The 21512-nt window shown below is 67.3% G+C and carries 16 protein-coding genes and 1 pseudogene; 7 read left to right on the forward strand and 10 right to left on the reverse strand.

Annotation, left to right across the window (positions count from 1 at the left end; all coding sequences use genetic code 11):
* The first annotated feature begins 139 nt into the window (after positions 1–139).
* The 3 genes from P3L51_RS25390 (at position 140) to P3L51_RS25405 (ending at position 5236) form a co-directional block, all read left to right on the forward strand.
* A complete protein-coding gene (locus tag P3L51_RS25390; protein WP_354607616.1) occupies positions 140–1537 on the forward strand; it encodes an FAD-dependent oxidoreductase in 1398 nt (465 codons plus the stop codon).
* A 334-nt stretch (positions 1538–1871) separates the two neighbouring features.
* Complete coding sequence (locus P3L51_RS25395) at positions 1872–2786, forward strand: oxidoreductase (RefSeq protein ID WP_354607602.1); 915 nt, start codon at positions 1872–1874, stop codon at positions 2784–2786.
* Positions 2787–3625: 839 nt separating this feature from the next.
* On the forward strand, positions 3626–5236 hold the full coding sequence (locus P3L51_RS25405) for a nucleoside hydrolase-like domain-containing protein (RefSeq protein ID WP_354607603.1): 1611 nt from the start codon (positions 3626–3628) through the stop codon (positions 5234–5236).
* A 333-nt stretch (positions 5237–5569) separates the two neighbouring features.
* Here the strand turns inward: P3L51_RS25405 and P3L51_RS25410 are convergent, their stop codons facing one another.
* From P3L51_RS25410 to P3L51_RS25455, 10 genes are all read right to left on the reverse strand, one after another.
* A complete protein-coding gene (locus tag P3L51_RS25410; RefSeq protein WP_354607604.1) occupies positions 5570–6478 on the reverse strand; it encodes a sugar-binding transcriptional regulator in 909 nt (302 codons plus the stop codon).
* A gap of 184 nt (positions 6479–6662) precedes the next feature.
* Entirely contained in the window at positions 6663–7634 is a 972-nt protein-coding gene (locus P3L51_RS25415; RefSeq protein ID WP_354607605.1) for a D-ribose ABC transporter substrate-binding protein, read from the reverse strand.
* A gap of 60 nt (positions 7635–7694) precedes the next feature.
* Positions 7695–8687: an ABC transporter permease gene (locus tag P3L51_RS25420; protein ID WP_354607606.1), complete on the reverse strand. Its 993-nt coding sequence runs from the start codon at positions 8685–8687 to the stop codon at positions 7695–7697.
* 157 nt (positions 8688–8844) lie between these two features.
* Positions 8845–10416, reverse strand: a complete 1572-nt coding sequence (locus tag P3L51_RS25425; RefSeq protein WP_354607607.1) for a sugar ABC transporter ATP-binding protein — start codon at positions 10414–10416, stop codon at positions 8845–8847.
* Positions 10413–11087 (reverse strand): DUF2291 family protein, encoded by a 675-nt coding sequence (locus P3L51_RS25430; protein ID WP_354607608.1) that lies wholly within the window; start codon positions 11085–11087, stop codon positions 10413–10415. The genes P3L51_RS25425 and P3L51_RS25430 overlap by 4 nt, the downstream gene beginning before the upstream one ends.
* Positions 11084–12553, reverse strand: a complete 1470-nt coding sequence (locus P3L51_RS25435; RefSeq protein ID WP_354607609.1) for an FGGY family carbohydrate kinase — start codon at positions 12551–12553, stop codon at positions 11084–11086. The genes P3L51_RS25430 and P3L51_RS25435 overlap by 4 nt, the downstream gene beginning before the upstream one ends.
* Complete coding sequence (locus P3L51_RS25440) at positions 12553–13512, reverse strand: transketolase family protein (RefSeq protein ID WP_354607610.1); 960 nt, start codon at positions 13510–13512, stop codon at positions 12553–12555. The genes P3L51_RS25435 and P3L51_RS25440 overlap by 1 nt, the downstream gene beginning before the upstream one ends.
* Positions 13509–14417: a transketolase gene (locus P3L51_RS25445; RefSeq protein ID WP_354607611.1), complete on the reverse strand. Its 909-nt coding sequence runs from the start codon at positions 14415–14417 to the stop codon at positions 13509–13511. Before P3L51_RS25445 ends, P3L51_RS25440 begins: the two co-directional genes overlap by 4 nt.
* Positions 14414–15448 (reverse strand): sugar phosphate isomerase/epimerase family protein, encoded by a 1035-nt coding sequence (locus tag P3L51_RS25450; RefSeq protein WP_354607612.1) that lies wholly within the window; start codon positions 15446–15448, stop codon positions 14414–14416. Before P3L51_RS25450 ends, P3L51_RS25445 begins: the two co-directional genes overlap by 4 nt.
* Positions 15449–15654: 206 nt before the next feature.
* On the reverse strand, positions 15655–17607 hold the full coding sequence (locus tag P3L51_RS25455) for a DUF1593 domain-containing protein (RefSeq protein WP_354607617.1): 1953 nt from the start codon (positions 17605–17607) through the stop codon (positions 15655–15657).
* A 378-nt stretch (positions 17608–17985) separates the two neighbouring features.
* On the opposite strand from P3L51_RS25455, the pseudogene P3L51_RS36035 reads away from it, so the two are divergent.
* The 4 genes and pseudogenes from P3L51_RS36035 to P3L51_RS25475 form a co-directional block, all read left to right on the forward strand.
* A pseudogene (locus P3L51_RS36035) lies at positions 17986–18114 on the forward strand (IS5/IS1182 family transposase); the annotation flags it as partial.
* 434 nt (positions 18115–18548) lie between these two features.
* Positions 18549–19868: an ABC transporter substrate-binding protein gene (locus tag P3L51_RS25465; RefSeq protein WP_354607613.1), complete on the forward strand. Its 1320-nt coding sequence runs from the start codon at positions 18549–18551 to the stop codon at positions 19866–19868.
* On the forward strand, positions 19868–20824 hold the full coding sequence (locus tag P3L51_RS25470; protein WP_354607614.1) for a carbohydrate ABC transporter permease: 957 nt from the start codon (positions 19868–19870) through the stop codon (positions 20822–20824). Before P3L51_RS25465 ends, P3L51_RS25470 begins: the two co-directional genes overlap by 1 nt.
* Positions 20821–21512 (forward strand): carbohydrate ABC transporter permease (locus tag P3L51_RS25475; protein WP_354607615.1); only part of this gene is annotated, 692 nt, incomplete at its 3' end. The genes P3L51_RS25470 and P3L51_RS25475, both read left to right, overlap by 4 nt.

Below are 21512 nucleotides of genomic sequence, written 5' to 3' on the forward strand. Positions count from 1 at the left end.
CGCATCGCACTCGGTCAGCGCACTGGCGTACCCCCACCCGCGCCGTCTCCCGCGAGCCGACGGCGCCGCGTACTCCCCGGCCCCACGCCCCGGTGCCATGCTGGAACCGCTGGAAACCTCCTGCCGGAAGGAGTACGCCGTGCCGCGCATCGCCGTCGTCGGATCGGGCCCCAGCGGGGTCTACACCGCCCAGGCCCTCGTCCAGCAGCCAAGTCTCCCCGGCATCCTGGTGGATGTCCTCGACCGGCTCCCCTGCCCGTACGGGCTGGTGCGCTACGGCGTCGCGCCCGACCACGAGAAGATCAAGTCGCTTCAGAACACGCTGCGTTCGGTGCTGGAGCACGAACGTGTCCGGTTCCTGGGCAACGTGGAGATCGGCGCGCGCGGCCTCACACCCGAACGGCTGCTGGGGCTCTACCACGGGGTCGTCTACTGCGTCGGCGCCGCCCGGGACCGCCGGCTCGGTATCCCCGGCGAGGAACTGGCGGGCAGCCACTCGGCGACCGACTTCGTCTCCTGGTACAGCGCGCACCCCGATGCCGCGCCCGCCGAATTCGGGCTCGGCGCCCGCTCGGTCGTGGTGATCGGCGTGGGCAACGTCGCCGTCGACGTGGCACGCGTCCTGGCGCGCGGCGCGGAGGACCTGCGGCCGACGGACGTACCTCACCCGGCACTCGGCGCGCTGGCCGGGAGCGGGGTGCGGGACGTGCACGTGGTGGGCAGGCGCGGTCCGTCGCAGGCGAAGTTCACCACCAAGGAGCTGCGTGAGCTGGGGGCGCTGCCCTCGGCGGAGGTACGGGTGGAGCCCGCCGACCTGGCACTCGATCCGGCGTACGCCCCCGCCGAGCCACCGGACCGGGACCCGGCCGCCGGGGCGCCGCTCCCGCTCGCCGCCGTCAACAGACGCAACGTCGAGGTCGTACGAGGCTGGGCCGACCGGCCCGGCCGGGGCCGGGCGCGCCGTATCCACCTGCGGTTCTTCCTGCGCCCGGTGGAACTCCTCGGAACCGACGGACGGGTGACGGCCGTACGGTTCGAACGCACCGCGCCGGACGAGCGCCGCGGAGTGCGGGGCACCGGGACGTACGAGGAGATCGAGGCAGGACTCGTCCTGCGGGCGGTCGGCTACCGGGGGGTGCCGATCCCGGGGCTGCCCTTCGACGAGACGGCGGGGACGGTGCCGCATCTGGCGGGCCGGGTGCTGCGGCACGGCGTGGCGTCGCCCGGCGAGTACGTGGCCGGCTGGATCAAGCGCGGCCCGACGGGAGTGATCGGCACCAACCGCGCCTGCGCCAAGGAGACGGTCGCCTCGCTCCTCGCGGACGCGCCGGCGCTGTCGGCACGCCGGATCACGGCGGACCCGCTCGACGCGCTGCGGGCGGCCGGGCACCGCCCGGTCGAATGGCCGGGCTGGCTGGCGATCGAGGACGCGGAGGCGGCGCTGGGGGCATCGCTGGGACGGCGGTCGGTGAAGATCCCGGACTGGGAGGGCCTGCTGACGGCGGCGCGCGGGGAGCGGGGGCCGTTCCGTCCGTAGGCCGTGCCTTAAAAATCCCGCCCTGGCCCGCGACGCCTGAAGGGCACCTCTCCGCCGTAGCACTTCGGGCACGAGAGGTGCCCCCTGCGTTGTCGGAGTTGCGATGCACCGCATCAACGTGACACAGCCGCTGCGCGGCGGGCGGGCGCCCCGCATCGGATCCGATCCGATCCGAACACCAGACCACCGACTGCTAGAATGGGTCGTCGTTCAAGCCTTCCCATCTACGGATTCCGATCCGCCGGGGAGGCTTTTCGCGTGCTCGGGCCCGGTTCTTACCCGGCCCGGTCGCCCTCCTGAACGGCTCACCTGTCCCGTCCCGCAGAGGAGATCCATGTCTGACACGAGTACGCGCCCCGCGACGGCCGCCGGCACCTGGCAGCTCGGCGATCTGACCGTCAACCGCGTGGGGTTCGGCGCGATGCGGCTGACCGGCGGCACACCGTTCGGTCCCGGCGGCGCGACGAGTGACCGTGAGAGATCCGTCGCCGTGCTCCGGCGCGCCGTCGAACTCGGTGTGAACCACATCGACACCGCCGCCTTCTACTTCTCCCCGACGCGCTCGGCCAACGAGTTGATCAACAGGGCGCTCGCACCGTACTCCGACGACCTGGTCATCACCACCAAGGTCTGGCCGGCCAGGGACCCCTCGGGCGCGTGGTGGTGGGCCGAGCCCGAGCAGTTGCGCGGTCAGGTCGAGGAGAACCTGCGTCAGCTCGGCCGTGACCATCTCGACGTGGTGAATCTGCGCCTGCCCCGGAGCTGGTCGACCGGCCCGGTCGCCGAGCACTTCGGAGCACTGGCCGAACTGCGCGAGGCCGGACTCGTCCGGCATCTCGGTGTCTCCAACGTGACGTCCGCCCAACTGGCTGAGGCCCGGACCATCGCGCCCGTCGTCTGCGTACAGAACGCGTACAGCGTCGACGCGCCGGGCTCGGAGCAGGAGTTGCTTCGCGAGTGCGGTGAACTCGGCATCGCCTTCGTGCCGTTCTTCGCGATCGCCGGCGGGCAGCGCGAGGAGGGCGCGAGTGCCGCCGAGGACGAAGCGGTGCTCGCCGTGGCCCGGGCGCACGGCGCGTCGCCCGCGCAGATCCGGCTGGCATGGACGCTGGAGCAGGGCCCGCACGTCCTGGCCATCCCCGGTACCGGCAATCCGGACCACCTCGTCGAGAACGTGGCGGCCGGCGCGATCCGCCTCTCCGACGAGGAGATCGCGCGCCTGGGGTCGGTCCGTCCGGCCGACGGGTAGCGGCACCGACACCGGGCTCCGGCTGATTCGTTGATCGCGGAGTCCCCCGGCGCATTGGAGTGACGCCCCGTGGCACGTGAACTCAAAGAAATCGTCGAGTCCGGATGGGCCGACACCCTCGCCCCGGTGGCCCGGCGCATCACCGAGATGGGCGACTTCCTCCGCGCGGAGGCCCGGGTGGCAGTGGCCTCCGAAGTCGCGCCGACGACGGCGCCGGCGGACAGGGCGGCACCAACTCCCCTGAGCATTCCTCTGCCAGCAACCTCCATAGCCACCCCCGTCGTTCGCATATCCAGTGCCATCGAAGGCGCGTTCGCGCATGGAGCCGCATGTCGAGTCGGCAACACATTGAAATCGAGACGGCCTGACGATCCTCCACGCGCGGCTGCCCGGTGGCGGCCCACCCGCCGGTGCCGCCAACACAGGTGCGTGCCCGACGACCTGCCGACGCGCATGATCGCCGTCGAGGCAGTGTCATAGAACTCATGTGGTGCACCTGGATCTTGCCGAGCCGACGGTGTTCCCGCGAAGACGGATCGGTTCCGCCTACGCGCACTGAGCAGAGCGGGCAAGCCGCTCGCCCCTGTGGGAGCCGCTTGCGCTCAGACCGTTGACACGGCGTTGCAGTGCGCACAGAATCGACGACGCACTCAGTCGCACACGAATAGATATTCACCTCACGCCGCGGAGGGCCGCTCAACTGGTTCGGAGCACAGCGTCATTGGTGGTGATGGATGGCGCATCGTGTCCAGGGAGCCGAATTTCCGATTCGGCACACACATGCCAGCCCGGCCGAGACTCCCTTCCTCACGCAAGCAACGGCCCACGGAGGTTTCCCGGTGGACAATCGAGCCCAGATCAACAGCACGTGGTCTCTGAAATCCTCATACGTCAACCGCGTGTTCGTCGTTGGCACAGCAGCTCTCGCCATCACACTGGCGATCAACCAACCCGGCACGGCGGCGGACACCGGCACTTCGGTGGCAGATACGGATCGACAGGTGGGCGGCCGTAGCCACGGCACCGCGCCAACGACCGCACCGCGTACGATCGTTACGACCGACCCGGAGCTGGACGACCTGAACTCGATGCTGCGCATGCTGCTGTACAGCAACGAAATCAATATCGTCGGCTTGGTCTACTCCTCCAGCCAGCACCACTACCAGGGCGACCCAAGCCGCAGCTTGGAACCCCATCGCTGGCCTGCCCCTGGTGCTCGATTGCACATCGCCGAGGCGGTCGACGCCTACGCCAATGCCTACCCGAACCTCGTCCGGCACGACTCCCGGTACCCCGCGCCCTCCGACTTGCGATCGCTCATCGCGATGGGCAATGTCGCCGACGAAGGCGACATGGCCGCAGACACCGTGGGCTCCGATCTGATCAAAAGGGTTCTCCTCGACGAGGAGCCTGGGCAGGTGTTTCTGCAGGCCTGGGGCGGGCCGAACACCATCGCTCGGGCTCTCAAGTCGATTCAGGACGAGTACCAGGACACCCCCCGCTGGAACACGATCTACAAGAAGATCGTAAACAAGGCGGTTATTACCAGCTTCGGTCAGCAGGACTCCACGTTCAACGACTACATCAAGCCCAACTGGCCGGAGATTCAGAACCGGGAGGTGGCAACGTCCGTGTGGGGCTACGGCTCCCGCGGCGTCGTAAGCCCTGAGGACGCGTTCTATCACTCCGCGAAGTGGACCGGAACCAACGTCTCCAGTATGGGACCGATTGGCGCCTCCTATCGCGTCTGGGGTGACGGCAAGCAGATGGCCGCCGGCTTTGACGACGAGGATTACTTCGGCCTGTCGGGATACACAGCCGAAGAGCTGAAAGCGATGGGTTATCAGGTATGGACGCCACCGCAGCAGAACGGATCGTGGATCTCCGAAGGGGACTCCTCCAACTTCGCCCTCCTCGTTGACAACGGGCTGCGCAGTTACCGGCATCCTGGGTGGGGCGGCTGGGGCGGCCGACAGGTCGTCGCCCCCGACGACCCCCACCGGTGGTCCAACAAGAACGCGCAGGACGTCGACGAGACCGGCTCCAAGCCCCGCGACTACGCGGCCTCACGCTGGTTTTCCGCCGTCCAGAACGACTTCGCCGCTCGCCTGAAGTGGAGTACCAGCAGCTTCGCCGACGCCAACCACAACCCCCGTGTCCGCGTCAACCAGGGCCTGGAAATCAACCGCCGGGCCGGCCAGCCTCTCGTGCTCACCTCCCGGGCGACTGACCGCGACGGGGACACAGTTGAGCTCAGATGGTGGCAGTACCTGGAAGCGGGGACCTACCCGGGTTCCGTCGACATTCAGCACAAAGGCGTCGGCACGGCACGACTGGCCATACCCGCAGATGCCCGGCCCGGTCAGACCATCCACCTCATCCTCGAGGCCACGGACAACGGCGCGCCGGCCCTTACCAGCTACCAACGGGTCGTCGTCACCATCGTCTGAGTCTGTCGCTCAGCGTCCGGCGCCGCCGAGCAGGCCCGAACTTGACCGGTCCTTCCGACAGTCGGCGGACGCGAAGGCGGCCCTCGCCTGATCCTCTGCCCCGCCGCGTAGTGGATCAGCGCCGGGGACGGTAGCCACTGCCTACTCGGCGGACCTTTCCAGATGTTCGATGTGAGCGATGTGCCGGTGTCCGAGTTCGACCGGGTGGACCAAGATCGGACCGTCCATGCGGTCGATCATGGCTTGTGTGACCTCGACCTCCGAGCCGGTACTTCGTGTACCCGCTTTCTCCGGGGTTCTGGCTCTCTTCGGATGTGAGGTGACCGAGAACTCTCAGTCCTCAGCGAGAAGTTCTCGCGCCACCTCGACGTCCGTGATCAGGATGTTGATCCACCCGCCTCGTACGGCGCCGCGGATGGCCGCCACCTTGTTGAGGCCGCCCGCGACTCCTATGCGTCGTTCCGCCACGCCCAGTTGCGTGAGATCGATGCCGATGAGCCGGTTGTTGAAGGGCGCGTCCACGGGCTCTCCTTCGGCATCGAAGTAGCGGGCGCACACATCGCCAACAGCTCCCAGTGCCTTGAGCTGTTGCTGGTCCTCCGGCGTGATGGCGTTACCGGACAGACGCAGGAGTGGTGACGGTTCGAGGGTGCCGATCCCGAGAAGCGCGAGAGTGATGCGCGACCAGGATTTCATCGCCCCCGCCATGGCCGGTTCCTTAGACAGCAGGTCACGCAGCTCTGGGCTGCCGACGAGTGCGGCGGAGGGAGCGAAGACGGGGCGGGCCCCGGTGAGTTCGGCGAGCCGGCTGGTGAGCCGGGTCGCGTGCAGCTGCACTTCCGGGCTGCCCGAGCCGCCGACTATCTGTACGACTTCCTGTGCCACGGAAGATGTCTTCGCCCGCATGACCTTGACGGCTTCCAGGAGGGTGGCGCTCCAGGAGGAGATGCCGATGACATCTCCTCCTTTGAGTGTCGCGTCGAGGTAGGTGGCGGTTGTCGCGGCCAGCGCGGGAATCACGTCAACTCCCGCCCCTTCCACCTCGACGACCACCGCGTCGCGCAGCCCGTACCGCGTCACGAGCGCTTCCTCAAGCTCGGCGTACACGCCCTCGGGAGACACCACGACCGTCCGGACCACGCCCCTGTCGACCGCTTCTTTGAGAAGGCGTGAGACGCGCGGCTGGGACATACGCAGATGGGCCGCGATCTCCGGCTGCCGGACACCCCGCTCGTGGTACATCCGAGCCACTTTCACCAACATGCGCAGGTGGTCGGGGCTGGGAGTTGAAGACGCTGCCGCCACCCTGCCTCCATCTTCTTCTGCCCTCTGAGGGCCTCGGGCTTCATCCGGTGCATGGTGCCGCCGACCAGCATATTAGCTGCGCCAGTAGAACGTGGAGCGGTCACCGGTGCACCATGACGGCTCAAAGCTTGGCGAAGACACCGAACTGGTCGGCATTTTCCTTGGTGATCAGTTCGCAGTCGATGGCCTGCTTCTCCGGCTGGCCGGTTTTGCCGGACTTAATGTATTTGTCGGCCTGTTCGACCGCCTGTTCGGCGCCGAGCGCCGCCGGTTGCAGTGCCGTGGCGTGCATCGTCCCGGCCTTGATCTGGGCTATGGCGTCCGGGCTTCCGTCGAATCCGACTACGGTGACCCCGGAACGCTTTGCTGACTTCAGCGCGGCGACCGCGCCCAGGGCCATGGTGTCATTTCCCGCAATAACCCCATCGATCTTGGGAAAGCGCTGAAGGATGGTCTCCATCTTGCTGAACGCCTCCTGCTGGTCCCAATTCGCTGTCTGGCGTGCCACCCGCTTCATGTCCGGGTACTGCGAGAGTACGTCGGTGAAGCCTTTGGAGCGCACTCCGGCGTTGGTGTCGGATTCCTTGCCTGTGAGTTCGACGTAGTCGCCCTTGCCCTTCATGGCTGTGATGAACTCCTGGGCCACGACTTGAGCACCCTGAGCGTTGTTCGAGACAATCTGGGCCTTGGCGATACCTGTTTCGTTGATCTCCCGGTCGATCAGGAAGACGGGGACGCCCGCCTTGTCAGCCTTGCGGATCGGGCCGATCGACGCGTCGGCGCCGGCGTTGTCCAGAATGATCGCGGCGGCCTTGCGGGAAATCGCCGCGTCGATGAGTTCGCTCTGTTTGTTGGGGTCGTCGTCGTGCGAGGCGACCGATGTCTGGTAACCGAGACCGGCCGCCTTCTTCTTCGCCGAGTCGGCCTCGGCCTTGAAAAAGGGATTGTCCGGGGACGGTGTGATGATCGCGATCAGCTTCTCTTTCGAAGCCGCGGAGTCCGCTGAATCTTCGGACCCTCCACACGCGGTGACCACCATCAGGCATGCGGCGAGGGTGGCAATACATTGGACAATACGGCTGGGACGTATCATGTGAGGCTCCTCGTGACGGGTGCGGGTGCTGACGAAAGAGGGGGTTGTCGGCCGACAGGGCTATCGACGCCCTGACACCTCGTTCCTGAGCGGCGTGGTGTCGGTGTTCGCCGTGTCGTGCTGCTCGGGCACGGCGATGGCGGTTGCCGCCGTCCTCCGCCGTTGATACCGCTGCTGGCTCTGGTCGAGGATGACCGCGATGATGATCACGGCACCCTTGATGAACATCTGCCAGAACGTTGAGACACCGAGGATGACCAGGCCATCGGCGAGGAAGCCGATGACGAAGGCTCCGACGAGCGTGCCGCGGATGGTGCCCCGTCCGCCGGAGAGTGCGGCGCCGCCGATGACGACCGCGGCGATGGCGTTGAGTTCGAAGCTTTCTCCGGCTTGTGGCGCGGCGGAGGTGAGCTCGGAAGCGATGATGAGCCCGGCCATCGCGGCGCAGGCACCGGATATGACGTAAACGATCATTTTGACGCGTTTGACCGGCACCCCGCTCAGTTCGGCGGCGCGCTCGTTCCCGCCTGCCGCGTAGAGCCACCGGCCGAAGGGCGTCGAGCGAAGCAGAACGGTGACCAGGACAGCGAGTACGATCATGATCCAGACGGCTACGGGCATACCCAGCGGCCGGCCCTGGCCGAGCCAGTCGAAGCCGGTGTTGTTCGTCTCGGGGTTGCCACCGAGGTTGGGGTACGTCGTGCCGTCGGAGATCAGCAGCGCGGTGGCGCGGGCCACGTAGAGCATGCCGAGCGTGGCGATGAACGGTGCCACGTTCATGCGGGTGATGAGGATGCCGTTGATGGCCCCGACAAGTGCGCCCACCGCGACACAGATGACGATGACCGCCCAGACCTGCGGGTAGGCGACAACATCGGTGATGCGCAGGTTCACGCCTTGCAGCAGTTCGCCGGCGACCACCCCCGAGAGCCCCACTGTCGATCCGACCGAGAGATCGATGCCGCCCTTGAGAATGACGAGCAACATGCCCAGAGCCAGCACCGCGTTGATCGCGACGTGCTTGGTCATGGTGATGACGTTGTCGACGGTCATGAACGAGTCGGACATGAGGCTGAAGACGACGATCAGTACCCCGAGAGCGATGAAGGCACGCAGCTCGAAGGCGGATTCGACCACTTTGAGCCGTCGCGCCTGGGCCGCTGCCTTGTGTCGCTGCCGCAGGACCAGTTCGTGGTCCTTGCTCTGTGTGCTACTCATGGTGTGCCTCTTCGGTGGTGTCGGCGCCGTCGGCCAGGCTCATCAGGCGGTCGCGGGTGATCTCGCCGTGGCGCAGGTCGGCGACGAGGCGACCGCGGGAGAGGACCAGGAGACGATCGGGGATGTTCATCGCCTCCTCGGCTTCCGAAGTGGTGAAGACCACGGCCAGTCCGCGCTCCGCCTGTTGCGTCATCAGATGGAAGACCTCGGCCTTGGCACCGACGTCCACGCCCCGGGAGGGCTCGTCGAGAAGCAGCACGCGGGGATGGGTCATCAGCGCTTTTCCGATGACCACTTTCTGCTGGTTGCCGCCGCTCAGTGAGCCGATGGGCGCGGCACTGCCGGCGGTCTTGACCGTGACGTCGGTGATCATCGAGGTGACCGCGTCCTTCTCGGCCTGCCTGTTGAGAAAAATCCGGCGTGCGAATCGCGTGACGGAAGCCAGTGAGAGGTTCTGCCCCACGCCCATGGTCTGAACGAGACCGTCGCGCTGGCGGTCTTCCGGCACCAGAGCGAGGCCGGCCGCGATGCGCCGGCGGATGCCTCCGGTCAGCGGCTCGCCGTACAGTCGGGCGTCGCCCGCCGCGGCCGGCAGTCTGCCGATGAGGGATTCGAGCAGCTCCGTCCGGCCGCTGCCCATCAATCCGTAGATGCCGACGATTTCTCCGGCGTGGACGGTCGTCGACAGATTCACGACGGCGAGCCGGCCGGGGGTGGCAGGGTCCGCCACGGAAAGATTTCTGATCTCCAGCGCGGGGGCGCCCAGCGCGCGTTCCCCCTTGAGGAAGAGGGCCTCAGGGTCGCGGCCGACCATTTTGCGCACGATCCATGCCTGGTCGACATCCTCGGCCCGTGCGGTGGCCACCATGACACCGTCCCGCAGGACGGCGACATCGTCGGCGACGAAGAGCGCTTCCTCCAGGTGATGCGAGATATAGACGATCGCAACACCTTCGGCTTTGAGATCTTCGATGACCTGGAAGAGGACCTCTACTTCCGGTGCGCTGAGGGCGGACGTCGGCTCGTCCATGATCAGCACCCGCGCGTTCTGCAGCAGGGCACGGGCGATCTCGACCAGTTGCTGCTGACCGAGGCGCAACTGGCTCACGAGAGCCCGCGGATCGAGTCCCTCGTCCAGACGGCCCAGTACCTGATGGGCCAGCACACCCTGTTCGGCGCGGTTGAGCAGGGCCCCACCCCGGCGCGTGCGCTCCCGACCGAGAAACAAGTTGTCCTGGATGCTCAAGTTGGGGCAGAGACTGAGCTCCTGGTGAATGATCGAAACCCCGTGGTCGGCGGCCTCTCTCGCGTTGCTGAAAGCGACAACCCGGCCATCGAGTTCGACAAGTCCTGTGCTGGGGGCCTCGACGGAGCTGAGTATCTTCATGAGTGTCGACTTGCCGGCCCCGTTCTCGCCGAACAACACCATCGTTCGCCCTGCCGTGATATCCAGGGAGACGCCTTTCAACGCCTGCGTTCCGCCGTAGACCTTGGTCACCTCAGCGGCCCGCAGGACCGGCGGCAGTGTTGGTGCCCCGCCGGCCGCACCCTTCGCCGCGCTCATGGCCCCGCCTCGATCGACACGGGCGTGATGGTCAGGACGTCGCCGGTCAGCGGGGTCATCGCCCCGACGACCGTCACCTTCCTACCGTCCGCGGCGGCCGCGTCGAAGGACGCGAGGATCTTCTTCTTCATCTCGGTGTTCAGGGCTGTGGCCGCATCCGCGTACTCGACCTGGTTCGTGAACTGCCCGAACGTGATCGAGCCCGGCGCGTCCCGGAGCGCTGTCCCACTGACCACCGGACCGATCTGCACGAAGACGCCTGCCTTGCCGAGACCTTCCACGGTGACGGGCAGGAGACCGCTGCGGGCCTTGCCTGCCGTGCCGGTCAGGGCGACGGAAAAGCTGTAGGGGCCGCTCCCCGCCCGGTGTCCGTAGCGTTGGCCCGCCGCTTCGGGGTTCGCCACGATGGCCTTGTGCAGGGTGGCGATGTCCACGGCGTTCTTCTCGATCGCCGGAGCGACCTTTGACGTGTACGTCTTCGACGCGTACTTCACAGGGTCGAACCGTGGCTTTGCCCGCAGGTCCGCCTCGCTGCCCGACTGGTAGGTCGAGGTGAGTCCGATGACGACGACGAGGAGCAGAAGGGCGGCCAGCGAACCCCGCCCGAGAGTCAGCCAGGTGAGCCGACCGGCCGGTTTCCGGTCCGCCGGTGCCAGGTCTGTTGTTGTCATGACGGATGCAGCTCCTCGCGTGATCCGAGGTCCCGAGCGGAAGCGAGAGACCGGTGCCATCGCGTGACGATGCCGCTGCGCCGCGCGTCATCCCAGTCGGACCTGAAGATCCGCAGGTCGTGATCGGCCCGTTTCTCCAGGTCACGGATGGTCCACAACCCCACTTGCAGACCGGCCAGATGAGCGGCTCCCGCGGCGGAGAGGTCGTGATGAAGGGTGCGCGCCACAGCGACATCCGCCACATCGGCCTGTGCCTGCATGAGCGAGTCGCTCCGGCTCAATCCCCCGTCGGCGACGACCTGCAGTACCGGCGGCAGGGCGGCGAGCACGTCACCGACCTGGAGCGCCACGGATTCCAGAGCGGCCCGGGCGAGTTGAGAGCGCCCGGTGCCAAGCTCGAAACCGGCGATGAGCGGCACGGCGTGGGCGTCCCACCAGGGGGCCCCAAGTCCGCCGAAGGCCGGAACCAGGGTGACGCCGCCCGCGTCCGCCTCGGATGCCAGCTCGATGATCTCCTCTGCCGGGACGCCGAGCAGTTCACCGAGCCAGGTAAGTGTGCGCCCGGTGGACCGGATGTTGGCCTCGCGGGCGTATGTGCGCGAGCCCATGGACCAGGCGATGGTGCTGCACACCTCTCCCGCAGGTTGCGGGGCTTCGGCGACTGTCATCACGGAGGAGCCTGTCCCGTAGGTCACCTTCACGATTCCGGGCCGCCAGCCCGCATGCGCGAACAGAGCGGCGTGGGAATCGGCCAGTACGGCCAGCACAGGTGTGCCGTCGACCAGGGGTTCGAGTCCCCGCAGTTTTCCGAACGGCCCGTGGGAATCGACGATACGGCTCAGCGCGGCGCCCGGAATGTCGAACAACTCCAGCAGCTCTTCGTCCCAGTCGCCTCGTACAAGATCGACCAGCTGGGTTCTGGACGCGTTGCCGATCTCGGTGACCGTCTCGCCGGTGAGTGTGTGGAGCAGGTAGGCATCGACGGTGCCGAGCCTCAGCGCCCCCTTGCGGGTGAGCGCGCGCGACGGGTCGTGTGTGTCAAGGAGGGCGGCCATCTTCAGGGCGGAGAACATGGGGTCGAGCGGCAGGCCGGTCCTTCTGCGGATGTCGGCTCCCGCACCCGCCTGCTCCAGGCGGGCGGCCCGTTCACCGCCTCGCTGATCCTGCCAGCTGACCAAGGGGGCCACCGGGCGGCCGGTGGCGGCCTCCCACAACAGGGCGGATTCGCGCTGAGTACTCAGTGCCACGCCGACCACGGCACGCGGATCGCGGTCCTTCATGCACTCCGCGACAGCGGATCGGACACTGCCCAGAAGGGCGAGAGCGTCCTGCTCCACCAGTCCGGGGCCGGGGTGCGTCTGGGCAAGCGGCACGCTCGCCCTGGCCACCACATTGCCACCGTCATCCAGCAGCAGCGCTTTGGTGGAGCTGGTGCCCTGGTCGACTGCGAGTACATGTGGTCTCATCACAGCCGTCCCAGAACCTCGCGTGCGGCCCCTGCCAGTCCCTCGGCGGTCAGCCCGAAGTAGTCGAGCAGGAAGGAGGCGCTCCCGGTGGGAGCGAAGGAAGGAACTCCCATCATGCGCAGAGGAACGGGGTGGTGTTCGGCCACGACCCTGGCGACCGCGCTGCCCAGGCCGCCCGACAGGAGACCCTCTTCGGCGGTGATGATGGCCCCTGTCTCCCGTGCGGCGGCCCGCACGGCGGCGACATCGAGGGGCTCGACGAATGTCATGTTCAACACGCGGGCCGACACGCCCTGCTCACCGAGAAGAGCTGCGGCGCCCAGAGCACGCGAGACCATCGTCCCGACAGCGATCAGGGTCACGTCGGAGCCATCGGCGAGACACACGGACTTCCCGGCTTCGAAGGGCGCGCCCTCGGGCGTAACGCTGGGCACCTTGAAACGCGGCACACGAATGTACGTCGGCCGGCCTGACGCGGCGGCCCAACGCACGGCACTGCGGGTCTGCGCGGGATCCGCCGGAACGATGATCTCCAGCCCCGGTATGGCACGCATCCACGACAAGTCCTCGATGCCGTGATGGGTGGGGCCGAGCTCGCCGTACGCAACGCCGGGGCTCTGTCCGCACAGTACGACGTGCCGGTAGCTGTAGGCCACGTCCGCCTTGATCTGCTCCAGGGCGCGCCCGGTCAGGAACGGTGCCGCGGCCGAGACGAAGGGGATGAAACCGGCGTTCGCCAGGCCGGCCGAGACCCCGACCAGGTCCTGCTCGGCGATGCCGACGTTCACCAGGCGGTTGGGGAACTCTTCGCGGAATTTGACAAGGTTGCTGGAGCCTACGGAGTCGTTGCAGACAGCCATGATCCGTTCATCGGCGCGCGCCAGAATGGCGAGTTCGTCGGCGAAGTCCGCACGGCAGTCGTATACGGGTGCCTGTGTCTGTGTCGTCGCAGAGGTCATCGGCTGAGCTCCTCAAGCGCGAGGCGGACCTGTTCATCGGTGGGCACCTTGTGATGCCATTCGACACGGTCTTCCATGAACGAGACGCCCTTGCCTTTCACCGTGTTGGCGATCACCGCGACGGGGCGTCCTGTGGTCGACGGCGCGTAGGCCGCCTTGATGGCCTCGTGGTCGTGCCCGTCGATCACCCTCGTTTCCCAGCCGAAGCTCGCCCACTTCGCGTCCAGCGGCTCCAGAGACTTGGTGTCCTCGGTGCGGGCACCTTGCTGCAGCCTGTTCCGGTCCACGACGGCCGTCAGGTTGTCCAGACCGTAGTGGGCAGCCGTCATGGCGGCTTCCCAGTTGCTGCCTTCCTGCATTTCTCCGTCGCCCAGGATGACGATCGTCCGCCAGGTCTCATGGCGCAGCTTGGCGCCGAGCGCACAGCCGGTGGCGACGGGAAAGCCGTGACCGAGCGGGCCGGTGTTGGTCTCCACGCCTGGGACCTTCAACCGTGCGGGGTGCCCGTTGAGCGGGGACAGCGGCGCCATGAACTCGCTGAGTCTGCCCCGGGGGAAGTAGCCGCAGGAGGCCAGTGTCGAGTAGAGGGCGGCGGCGCAGTGTCCCTTGCTGAGGACGAATCGGTCGCGCTGCGGGTGGGTGTGGTCGTCGGGGTGCATGCGAAGGGTGCCCCACATGGCCGTCACCAGCAGATCGGTCACCGACAGATCACCACCGACATGCCCCATGCCGGCGGCCTGGATGGTGGTGAGGATGTCACGCCGGACGGCGGTGGAGATCTCGGCGAGCTCCCCTGCGGCGGCGGCCGGCGAGGCGGCGCGCAGCTGGGCGCCGCGCTGCCGATAGGCGTCGGCCACGGCTACGTCGGTGTTCAGCGGTGCGGGAATGTCCACGGTCAGGGTCATGCGGACTCGCTCTCGGCGAGGGCGCGGAACAGTGCCCTCTTCGCGATGCGCTGAGCGCCCAGGGCATCCTGTGCGGCTTGGGCTGCGGCCAGTTCATCTCGGTCGAGGTAGCCGAGCGCCTGGTGAAAGGCGCGCATCGTGCGGATGCCGGTGCGGGCGGCCTCCACCGGATCCTCGCGGAAGGGGAACTGGTCCAGCTGCCACACGCCCTGCCAGCCCGCGTCGTCGAGGGCGAAGAAGAACTCGAAGGTCTCCATCAGGTGTACGGAGCCGACGACCATGTCATCGTCCCAGCCGCGGAAGTTGTCGTTCACGTCGATGGCGAAGAGCTTGTCGCGGGCGATCGCCATCCGCGCGGCCTCAGCCGGTGTCTCACCCCCGTACAGCGAGTGGCCGAAGTCCAGCAGTACGCCCACGTTGTCGACGCCCATGTCCTCGATGGCCAGGAGCGTACGTGCGACAGAGGAGAAAACCATCCGGTTGCGCGGCTCGCGAGGCTTGTACTCGATCGCGAACTTCAAGTCCGGGAAGGACTGGGCAAGCTCGCGAAGGGCGTCCACCGACTTGCCCCACAAGTCGGTGTAGTCGGCCTGGAAGGGGTAGTCGTAGCCATCCTGACCGGGCCAGATCTTGACGTAGTCCACCCCGAGCTCACGGCCGACCTCCGCGGAAGCGGCGACGAGGTCGATCGCCTGACGGCGGACGGCGGGATCGGGGTTGGTGAAGCCGCCCTTGGCGAACCGGCCCGTGTAGATCTCCGGTGTCACGGCAAGGGCCCGCAGGTTCTGTTCGGCCAGTGCCTGGCGCACTTCGGCGGTGGTGATGTCTCCGGGAGGGAAGGGCCAGTTCAGATCGAGGACTGACAGGTCCCCGACCTCCCCGGCCAGCTTGATCGCGTCAAGGATCGTGCGCGGTTCGCCGTATCCGTCCGTGGCGTAGCGGTCGACATATGTGGCGAAGTGCCAGACGCCGGCGCCGTAGGTCGGCTCCGCCACCGACTTCTGAATGTCTATGCGGTCTTGATTCAACATGCCACCCAAGCTACGAACGTGTGCCACCTGCGTCAACCCTCTCGACGACGGTTCTGCGAAATGGGGCATCCTGCCCCGCCCCCGCCCCAGGGCCGCCGGGGGCACGCGGAAAGCGGGGGTACCGTTTGACGGCACCCCCGCAGGTCCACTCCGTGGCGCACCGATCTAGGGTTCGCCGGGCGGCAGTGCCTTGTATCGGCCGGGAGTCACCTGGTCAGGGCGCGGAGCTGGTACGCGTTGAAGACCGCGCTTCGGTTGTTCGAACTCTCCCTCGTGTTGTTGCCGGCCAGGTTGAACGTTCTGGTGGTACCAGTCGCGACGAAGGTTCCTGTCACGTACTGGCCGGTGCCGCCCTGAACGTTCTGCGCGTTGTGCTGCAGGGTGACGCGGCGGTTGCCGTCGTCCAGCACGGTGCTGAAATCCGGCTTCGGGTTCGCTCCCGCGGCGCCTATCCGGTAGTCGTTGACCCAGAACTGCAGCTGGTACTTCTGGCCGGCCCGCAGGTTGTTCAGGGTCAGAGTCTGTCCGGCGCGCTCCTTCACGTTGTTCGAGATGGCGCTCACGTCGGTGGGGGCGTCGTTGTAGTAGCCCGTTCGCAGAAGCGCCTTGTATTCAGGGGCGAGAGCGCTGAAGGGTGCGGCGTCGTCTCCTCCCAGTCCGGTGGACGCTCCCCTGGCCGCGCCGTCCGTCGACACGATGGTGTCGCCATTGGCCAGGTTGGTGGTGTCCCCGACGAAGGGGGCCGCCTCGAACGTCACTCCGTTGACCGTGGTCGCCGTGTTGAATCCGGGTGTGTCAGCCGTCAGACGCGCTGCCCGGACCAGACTGCCCCTGGTGCTGACGTCCGCGGCGCTCCTGATCCCCTCGGGAGAACTCCAGGTGACCGCGTCGGCCGCGGGGCAGGCCGACGTGGAGGCACTCTTGCCGATGGTGAAGATGTACCTCTGGTACGACGTCAGAGCGGGTGTGCCGTTGTCCTTGACCTCGGCGATCACCTGGATCTGCTTGCCGGGCTCGTTCGGGACCACGAAGCTTGCCTTCGACTTCGTCGGGTTTTGGATCGAGACGTCGGCGGAAGCGGAGTCCGCGTCCCCGTACTGCCAGAACGAGTGGTTCAGCCGGTCTCTGTCCGGGTCACTCGAGGGCGACACGTCCATGACGACGGTCGAGCCGGGACGCACCGTCCGGCGCGGCTGGTCCGCGGCCCGTGCGACGGGAGCGTGGTTCGCCTCCCCGTACTTGCCGGCGACAGCCCAGTCCATGCGCGCCGCGAAGTCGTTCTGTGCCGCGGGAAGCCAGCGCCAGTACGTCTTGTTGGGATCGCCGTCGTCCTTGAGGCTCCAGTCCGTGTAGTGGTTCGGCCGCAGACACGGGTTGTCCACCGAGGCGCGACCACCCCAGGAAGGAAGGGTGAAATCGAACGTGGAGTCCTGGAGGCCGTTGGCCACGTTCGGCATGAACGAGGCCGAGTCCCCTTCACTCACGTAGCTCTGGGGGTAGTAGGCGCCGAGCGGGCCGTGCCCGGTCTTCACGTTGGTGTCCAGCCACTCGGACGTCATGAGGTTCTTGATTTCCTGCGGCGCGGGGCCTTCCAGGCTCCCGTAGTCCCAGACGTGCCTCCATTGGAAGGCTTCGAGCACATGCGCCTTCGGAACGTGGTTCTGGATCCAGCGCCCACCGTCGTCCTGGTACCAGATGCCGTAGACGTACGTCTTCGCCACGGCTCGCTTGTAGTCGTCGGCCGAATACTCCGTCTGCAGGGTCCACAGAGCGGACGCCAGCGTGTTGCAACCGCCCCAGCACTGGAACTGGATCGGCCGCGGGTCACGGTTCAGGAGCTTCTGAATGATGAGCTTCTCGCCCGGTGTCTTCTTGGTGCTCATGTCGGCAGGCGGGAGCATCAGGTCGCCCTGGGTCTCGTTGCCGACGCGCGTCACGGACTCCAGGTGCTCGACGGAGGGATAGTTCCGGTTGTGTACCCGGAGGTTCGGAAGTATCTCCCCGTAGTCCGCGTAGACGGTCTCGATCCAGCCGTCGTCACTGTGGCCGTGCTGCTGCCACCGCGAGTTGACCTGGACGATGCCTTCCACATCGACGTCCGAGGCATACATGAGGAACCGGACCATGCTGCTCCGGTCGTCGACCTCACCATCCGTCATCACGATCACGCGCGGACGCTCGGCGCCCGACGCGTGCTTGCCCTTCGCGCTGTCCGAACTCGTTGCTGCCGGCGTTGACGCGCGGGGCGACGCCGCCAGGGCAGCAGACGGATCCGCGCCTGCTGGTACCGCAGGTGCGGTCATCGCGATGACCACACCGACAAGGACCGCCAGAGTCCCCGATTGCCACCTTGCCGCACGACGTGCGGGCCGTGTTCGCATCAGATCACCTTCCGGATGAATATCCATTCAAGTGCGACTGTGCTCTCGCAGCAGTCTGGACAGCGCTCACCGAGAGGTCAACACCCGTGCACGTCTTTTGGTGGGGATCAGCACGGAGCGTGTCGCGGAAGACTGTAGGGCGGGCGTTTCTCCTGCATGGGTGGGGTGTTGTGTGCTGAGCCGTTGTGGGTGGAGACGCTCACGGGGCTGCGGATGCGGCAGTTCGAGCGGTTGTTGAAGGTGGTGCGGGAGCGGGGCGGGAACGGTCCTGGTGGCGGTCGGCCGCTCTCGGCGGTGCCGGCCGGACCCTGCTGCCCGGCGAGGAGGACAACACCGAGCACCGCGAGGTGCGGGCCCGCGCCGAACAGGCCTTCGCCCGCGTGAAGCGCTGCGAGAACCTCCGCGACTCCCACCAGCGCGACACCGGCCCCCACCACGCGGTCCCGGCCGTCGCCCACATGCACAACCTCGCCCTCGCCGCATGACCGGACCAGCCCCGGCCCAAGCCCTGACCTGCTCGAACACAACCTTCCGCAGCACGCTCCGGGCCGTGCCTTCAGAGCCCCGCCCGGCCCGCGATGTCCGGCACGGCACCGTTCCATGGGGAGGGAGGGGGTGGCCGGATTTCATCACCCCTGTTAATGTCCCCCTGCATTCGGCCGGGTGGTCCTACCAGTTGGACCAGAGTGAGCCGGAGATCGAGAGAGACGAGGACAAGGATGTCCACGAGCCGCCAGTCCCTCAGCCGCCGTTCCTTCGGCCGGCTGGCCGCCGGCGTCGCCGGTGCGGCAGGTCTCGGGGCGCTCGGCGCCTGCGCGCCCCCGCGTGGGAAACCGTCCGCGAGCACCCCGTTGCGGATCATGGCGATCAACCACGTCTGGTCGCAGGCGATCCAGCGCCGTACCGAGGAGTTCGAAGATCGGATCGGCCGCCGGGTCTCCCTCACGATGCTCACCGGCGACCAGCTCGCCAGCAGCTACAACGTGAAGCTCAACGCCTCCGGCACGGACGTCGATGTCATGATGGTCCGCGCCCTCCAGGAGCAACTGCTCTTCGGGCACAACGGCTGGCTCACCGATCTGACCGACCGCGTCGAGCAGGACGAGGACTTCGCCTGGGGCGATTTCCAGCCGGCACCGCGCAACGCGTCGGTGACCGCCGGAAAAGTGCTCAGCGTGCCGGTCGTCACCGAGCGCCCGGCGCTCTACTACCGCAAGGACCTCGTCGAGGACCTGGGCGGACCGCCCAAGACCCTCGACGCGCTCATGGACGCGTCGCTCGAACTGGCGGACCGGAAGAAGAACTTCTTCGGCTACGTCGGGCGCGGCCAGCGCAACGGCACCGTGTCCCAGTGGTCGAGCTTCCTCTACTCGTACGGCGGCGACTTCGTCGTGGACGGCAAGTCCGCCATCGCGACCCCGCAGGCCCTCGCCGCGTACGCGTTCTACGGAAAGCTGCTCGCGAAGGCGGGGCCGCCGGGCGCGACCAACATGAATCTCGAACAGGCCATGCCGATCTTCGCGCAGGGCAAGGCGGCCTTCTACATCGACGCCGACGCGATCTACAGCAACTTCCTCGACCCGAAGATCTCGACGATCCGCGAGAAGGTCGGCTTCGCCCCCTTCCCGGCAGGACCCGCCGGCGCCCGGCCGCACAACATCCCCTCCTGGAGCCTCGGCATCAACAAGTTCTCGAGGCTGCGCGACGAGTCCTGGGAGTTCATCCGCTGGGCGTCGAGCCCGGAGATGGTCGCCGCGATCCAGGCCGACGGGATACCCGGCGCCCGCACCTCCGCGTGGAACGACCCGAAAAACCTCGCCGCCTTCCCGCCGGAACTCGCCGAGACCATGCGCGTCAACGCGGAGCGCGGGATCGGCTACGACCGGCCGCGGGTCCTCCAGGTGAGCCGGGCCAGGGACATCATCGGCCGGCCACTGGTCGCCGGCATCCTCGGCGAGCCGGTCGAACCGGTCGCCCGTGACGCGAACGCGGAGTTCGCGGATTTCCTCGTCCGCGACAACCGCCACAGGGAGAACTGATGTCCCGGACCGACGTCTCCGAGGCCCGGCCGACCGCTCCGGCCTCCCGGCCGACACGTACCCGACCTCCCCGCACCTTCGAACAGGCCAACCGCCGCCTGAAATGGACGATGCTCGCGCCCGCGCTGATCTTCGTCGGCGCCATGATCATCTTTCCGCTGGTCTTCACCCTCAACCTGAGCTTCACCGACGCCTTCGGGGCGGTGAACGCAGACAAGAAGAACGTCGGCCTGAGCAACTTCGCCGACGCACTCGGGGACACCCGCCGCTTCTGGCCCGCCGCACGCCGCACGGTGATCTTCACGATCGGCGCGGTCGCCCTGGAGACCGTGCTGGGACTCGCCCTCGCGATGCTGATGCGCAAGGCCTTCCGGGGCATGCGCTGGGTACGCACCGTCCTGATCATCCCGCTGCTCACGACACCGGTCGCGATCGGCATCCTGTGGCTGCTGATCCTCGACCCGACCAACGGCATAGCCAACCACCTGCTGTCCTCGGTCGGCCTGCCCCGGCAGGAGTTCCTCGGCTCGGTGAGCCAGTCGCTGCCGACGCTGATGCTCATCGACGTGTGGCAGTGGACCCCGATGATGACGCTGCTGCTGCTCGCCGGGCTGAGCACACTGCCCGAGGAGCCCGAGGAGGCGGCCCTGGTCGACGGGGCGAGCGGCTGGCAGCGCTTCCGCTACGTGACCCTGCCGATGCTCGGCCCGACGCTCGCGACCGCCCTCGTCCTGCGGGCCGTCGACGCCCTGAAGACCTTCGACATCCTCTACGCCACCAAGGGCGCGGGCGGCGGCTCCGACTTCGAGGCGGAGACCCTCAACGTCTACGCGTACGGACTGACCTTCGACTACCAGGAGTACGGCCTGGCCGCCGCCGTCCTCGTCCTGTTCACGCTGTTCATCATCGGTGTCGTGGTGCTGCTCCGCCGCCGTGCCGGAAGGGATGCCGCATGAGTGCCGTCGTTTCTCCCTCCGCAGGGCGCACCGCGCCACCCCCGGCCACTCCTCCGCCGAGCGGACGTAACAGGCGGCGCCTGTACGGCTCGTGGCTGCGCGGGATCGCGATCGGCATCGTCACCCTGATCTTCGCGCTCCCCGTGATCTGGATGTTCGCCGCGGCCTTCAAGACCAACGTGCAGGTCACCGACCCCACGGTGGGACTGTGGTTCACACCCACGCTCGACAACTTCCGCAGCATCGTCGAAGCGGGCCAGATCGTCCGCTCGATGGGCAACTCCCTGCTCGTCGGGGTCGTTTCGACCCTGCTGTCGGCAGTGATCGCGGTGCCCGCAGCCTGGGCGGTGGGCCGCTTCCGGATGTTCCGCACCGGCTCGCTGATCCTCGTCGCCCGTATCGTCCCCGCCATCTCGCTGCTCGTGCCCTGGTACTACCTGTTCGCGCAGGCCGGGCTGGTCGGCTCCTACACCGTGCTGATCCTGAGTCATATGTTTGTCTCGGTGCCGCTGATCATGTGGATCATGATCAGCTTCTTCGCGGGACTGCCGGTCGAACTGGAGGAGGCCGCGCGCACCGACGGGCTCTCCGCCTTCGGCGCCTTCTGGCGGATCGCACTGCCACTGGCCGCGCCCGGCACGGCGACCGCCTCGCTGCTGGCCTTCGTCTTCAGCTGGAACAACTTCAT

Source organism: Streptomyces panacea, from assembly GCF_040560175.1.
GTDB classification, from domain to species: domain Bacteria; phylum Actinomycetota; class Actinomycetes; order Streptomycetales; family Streptomycetaceae; genus Streptomyces; species Streptomyces panacea.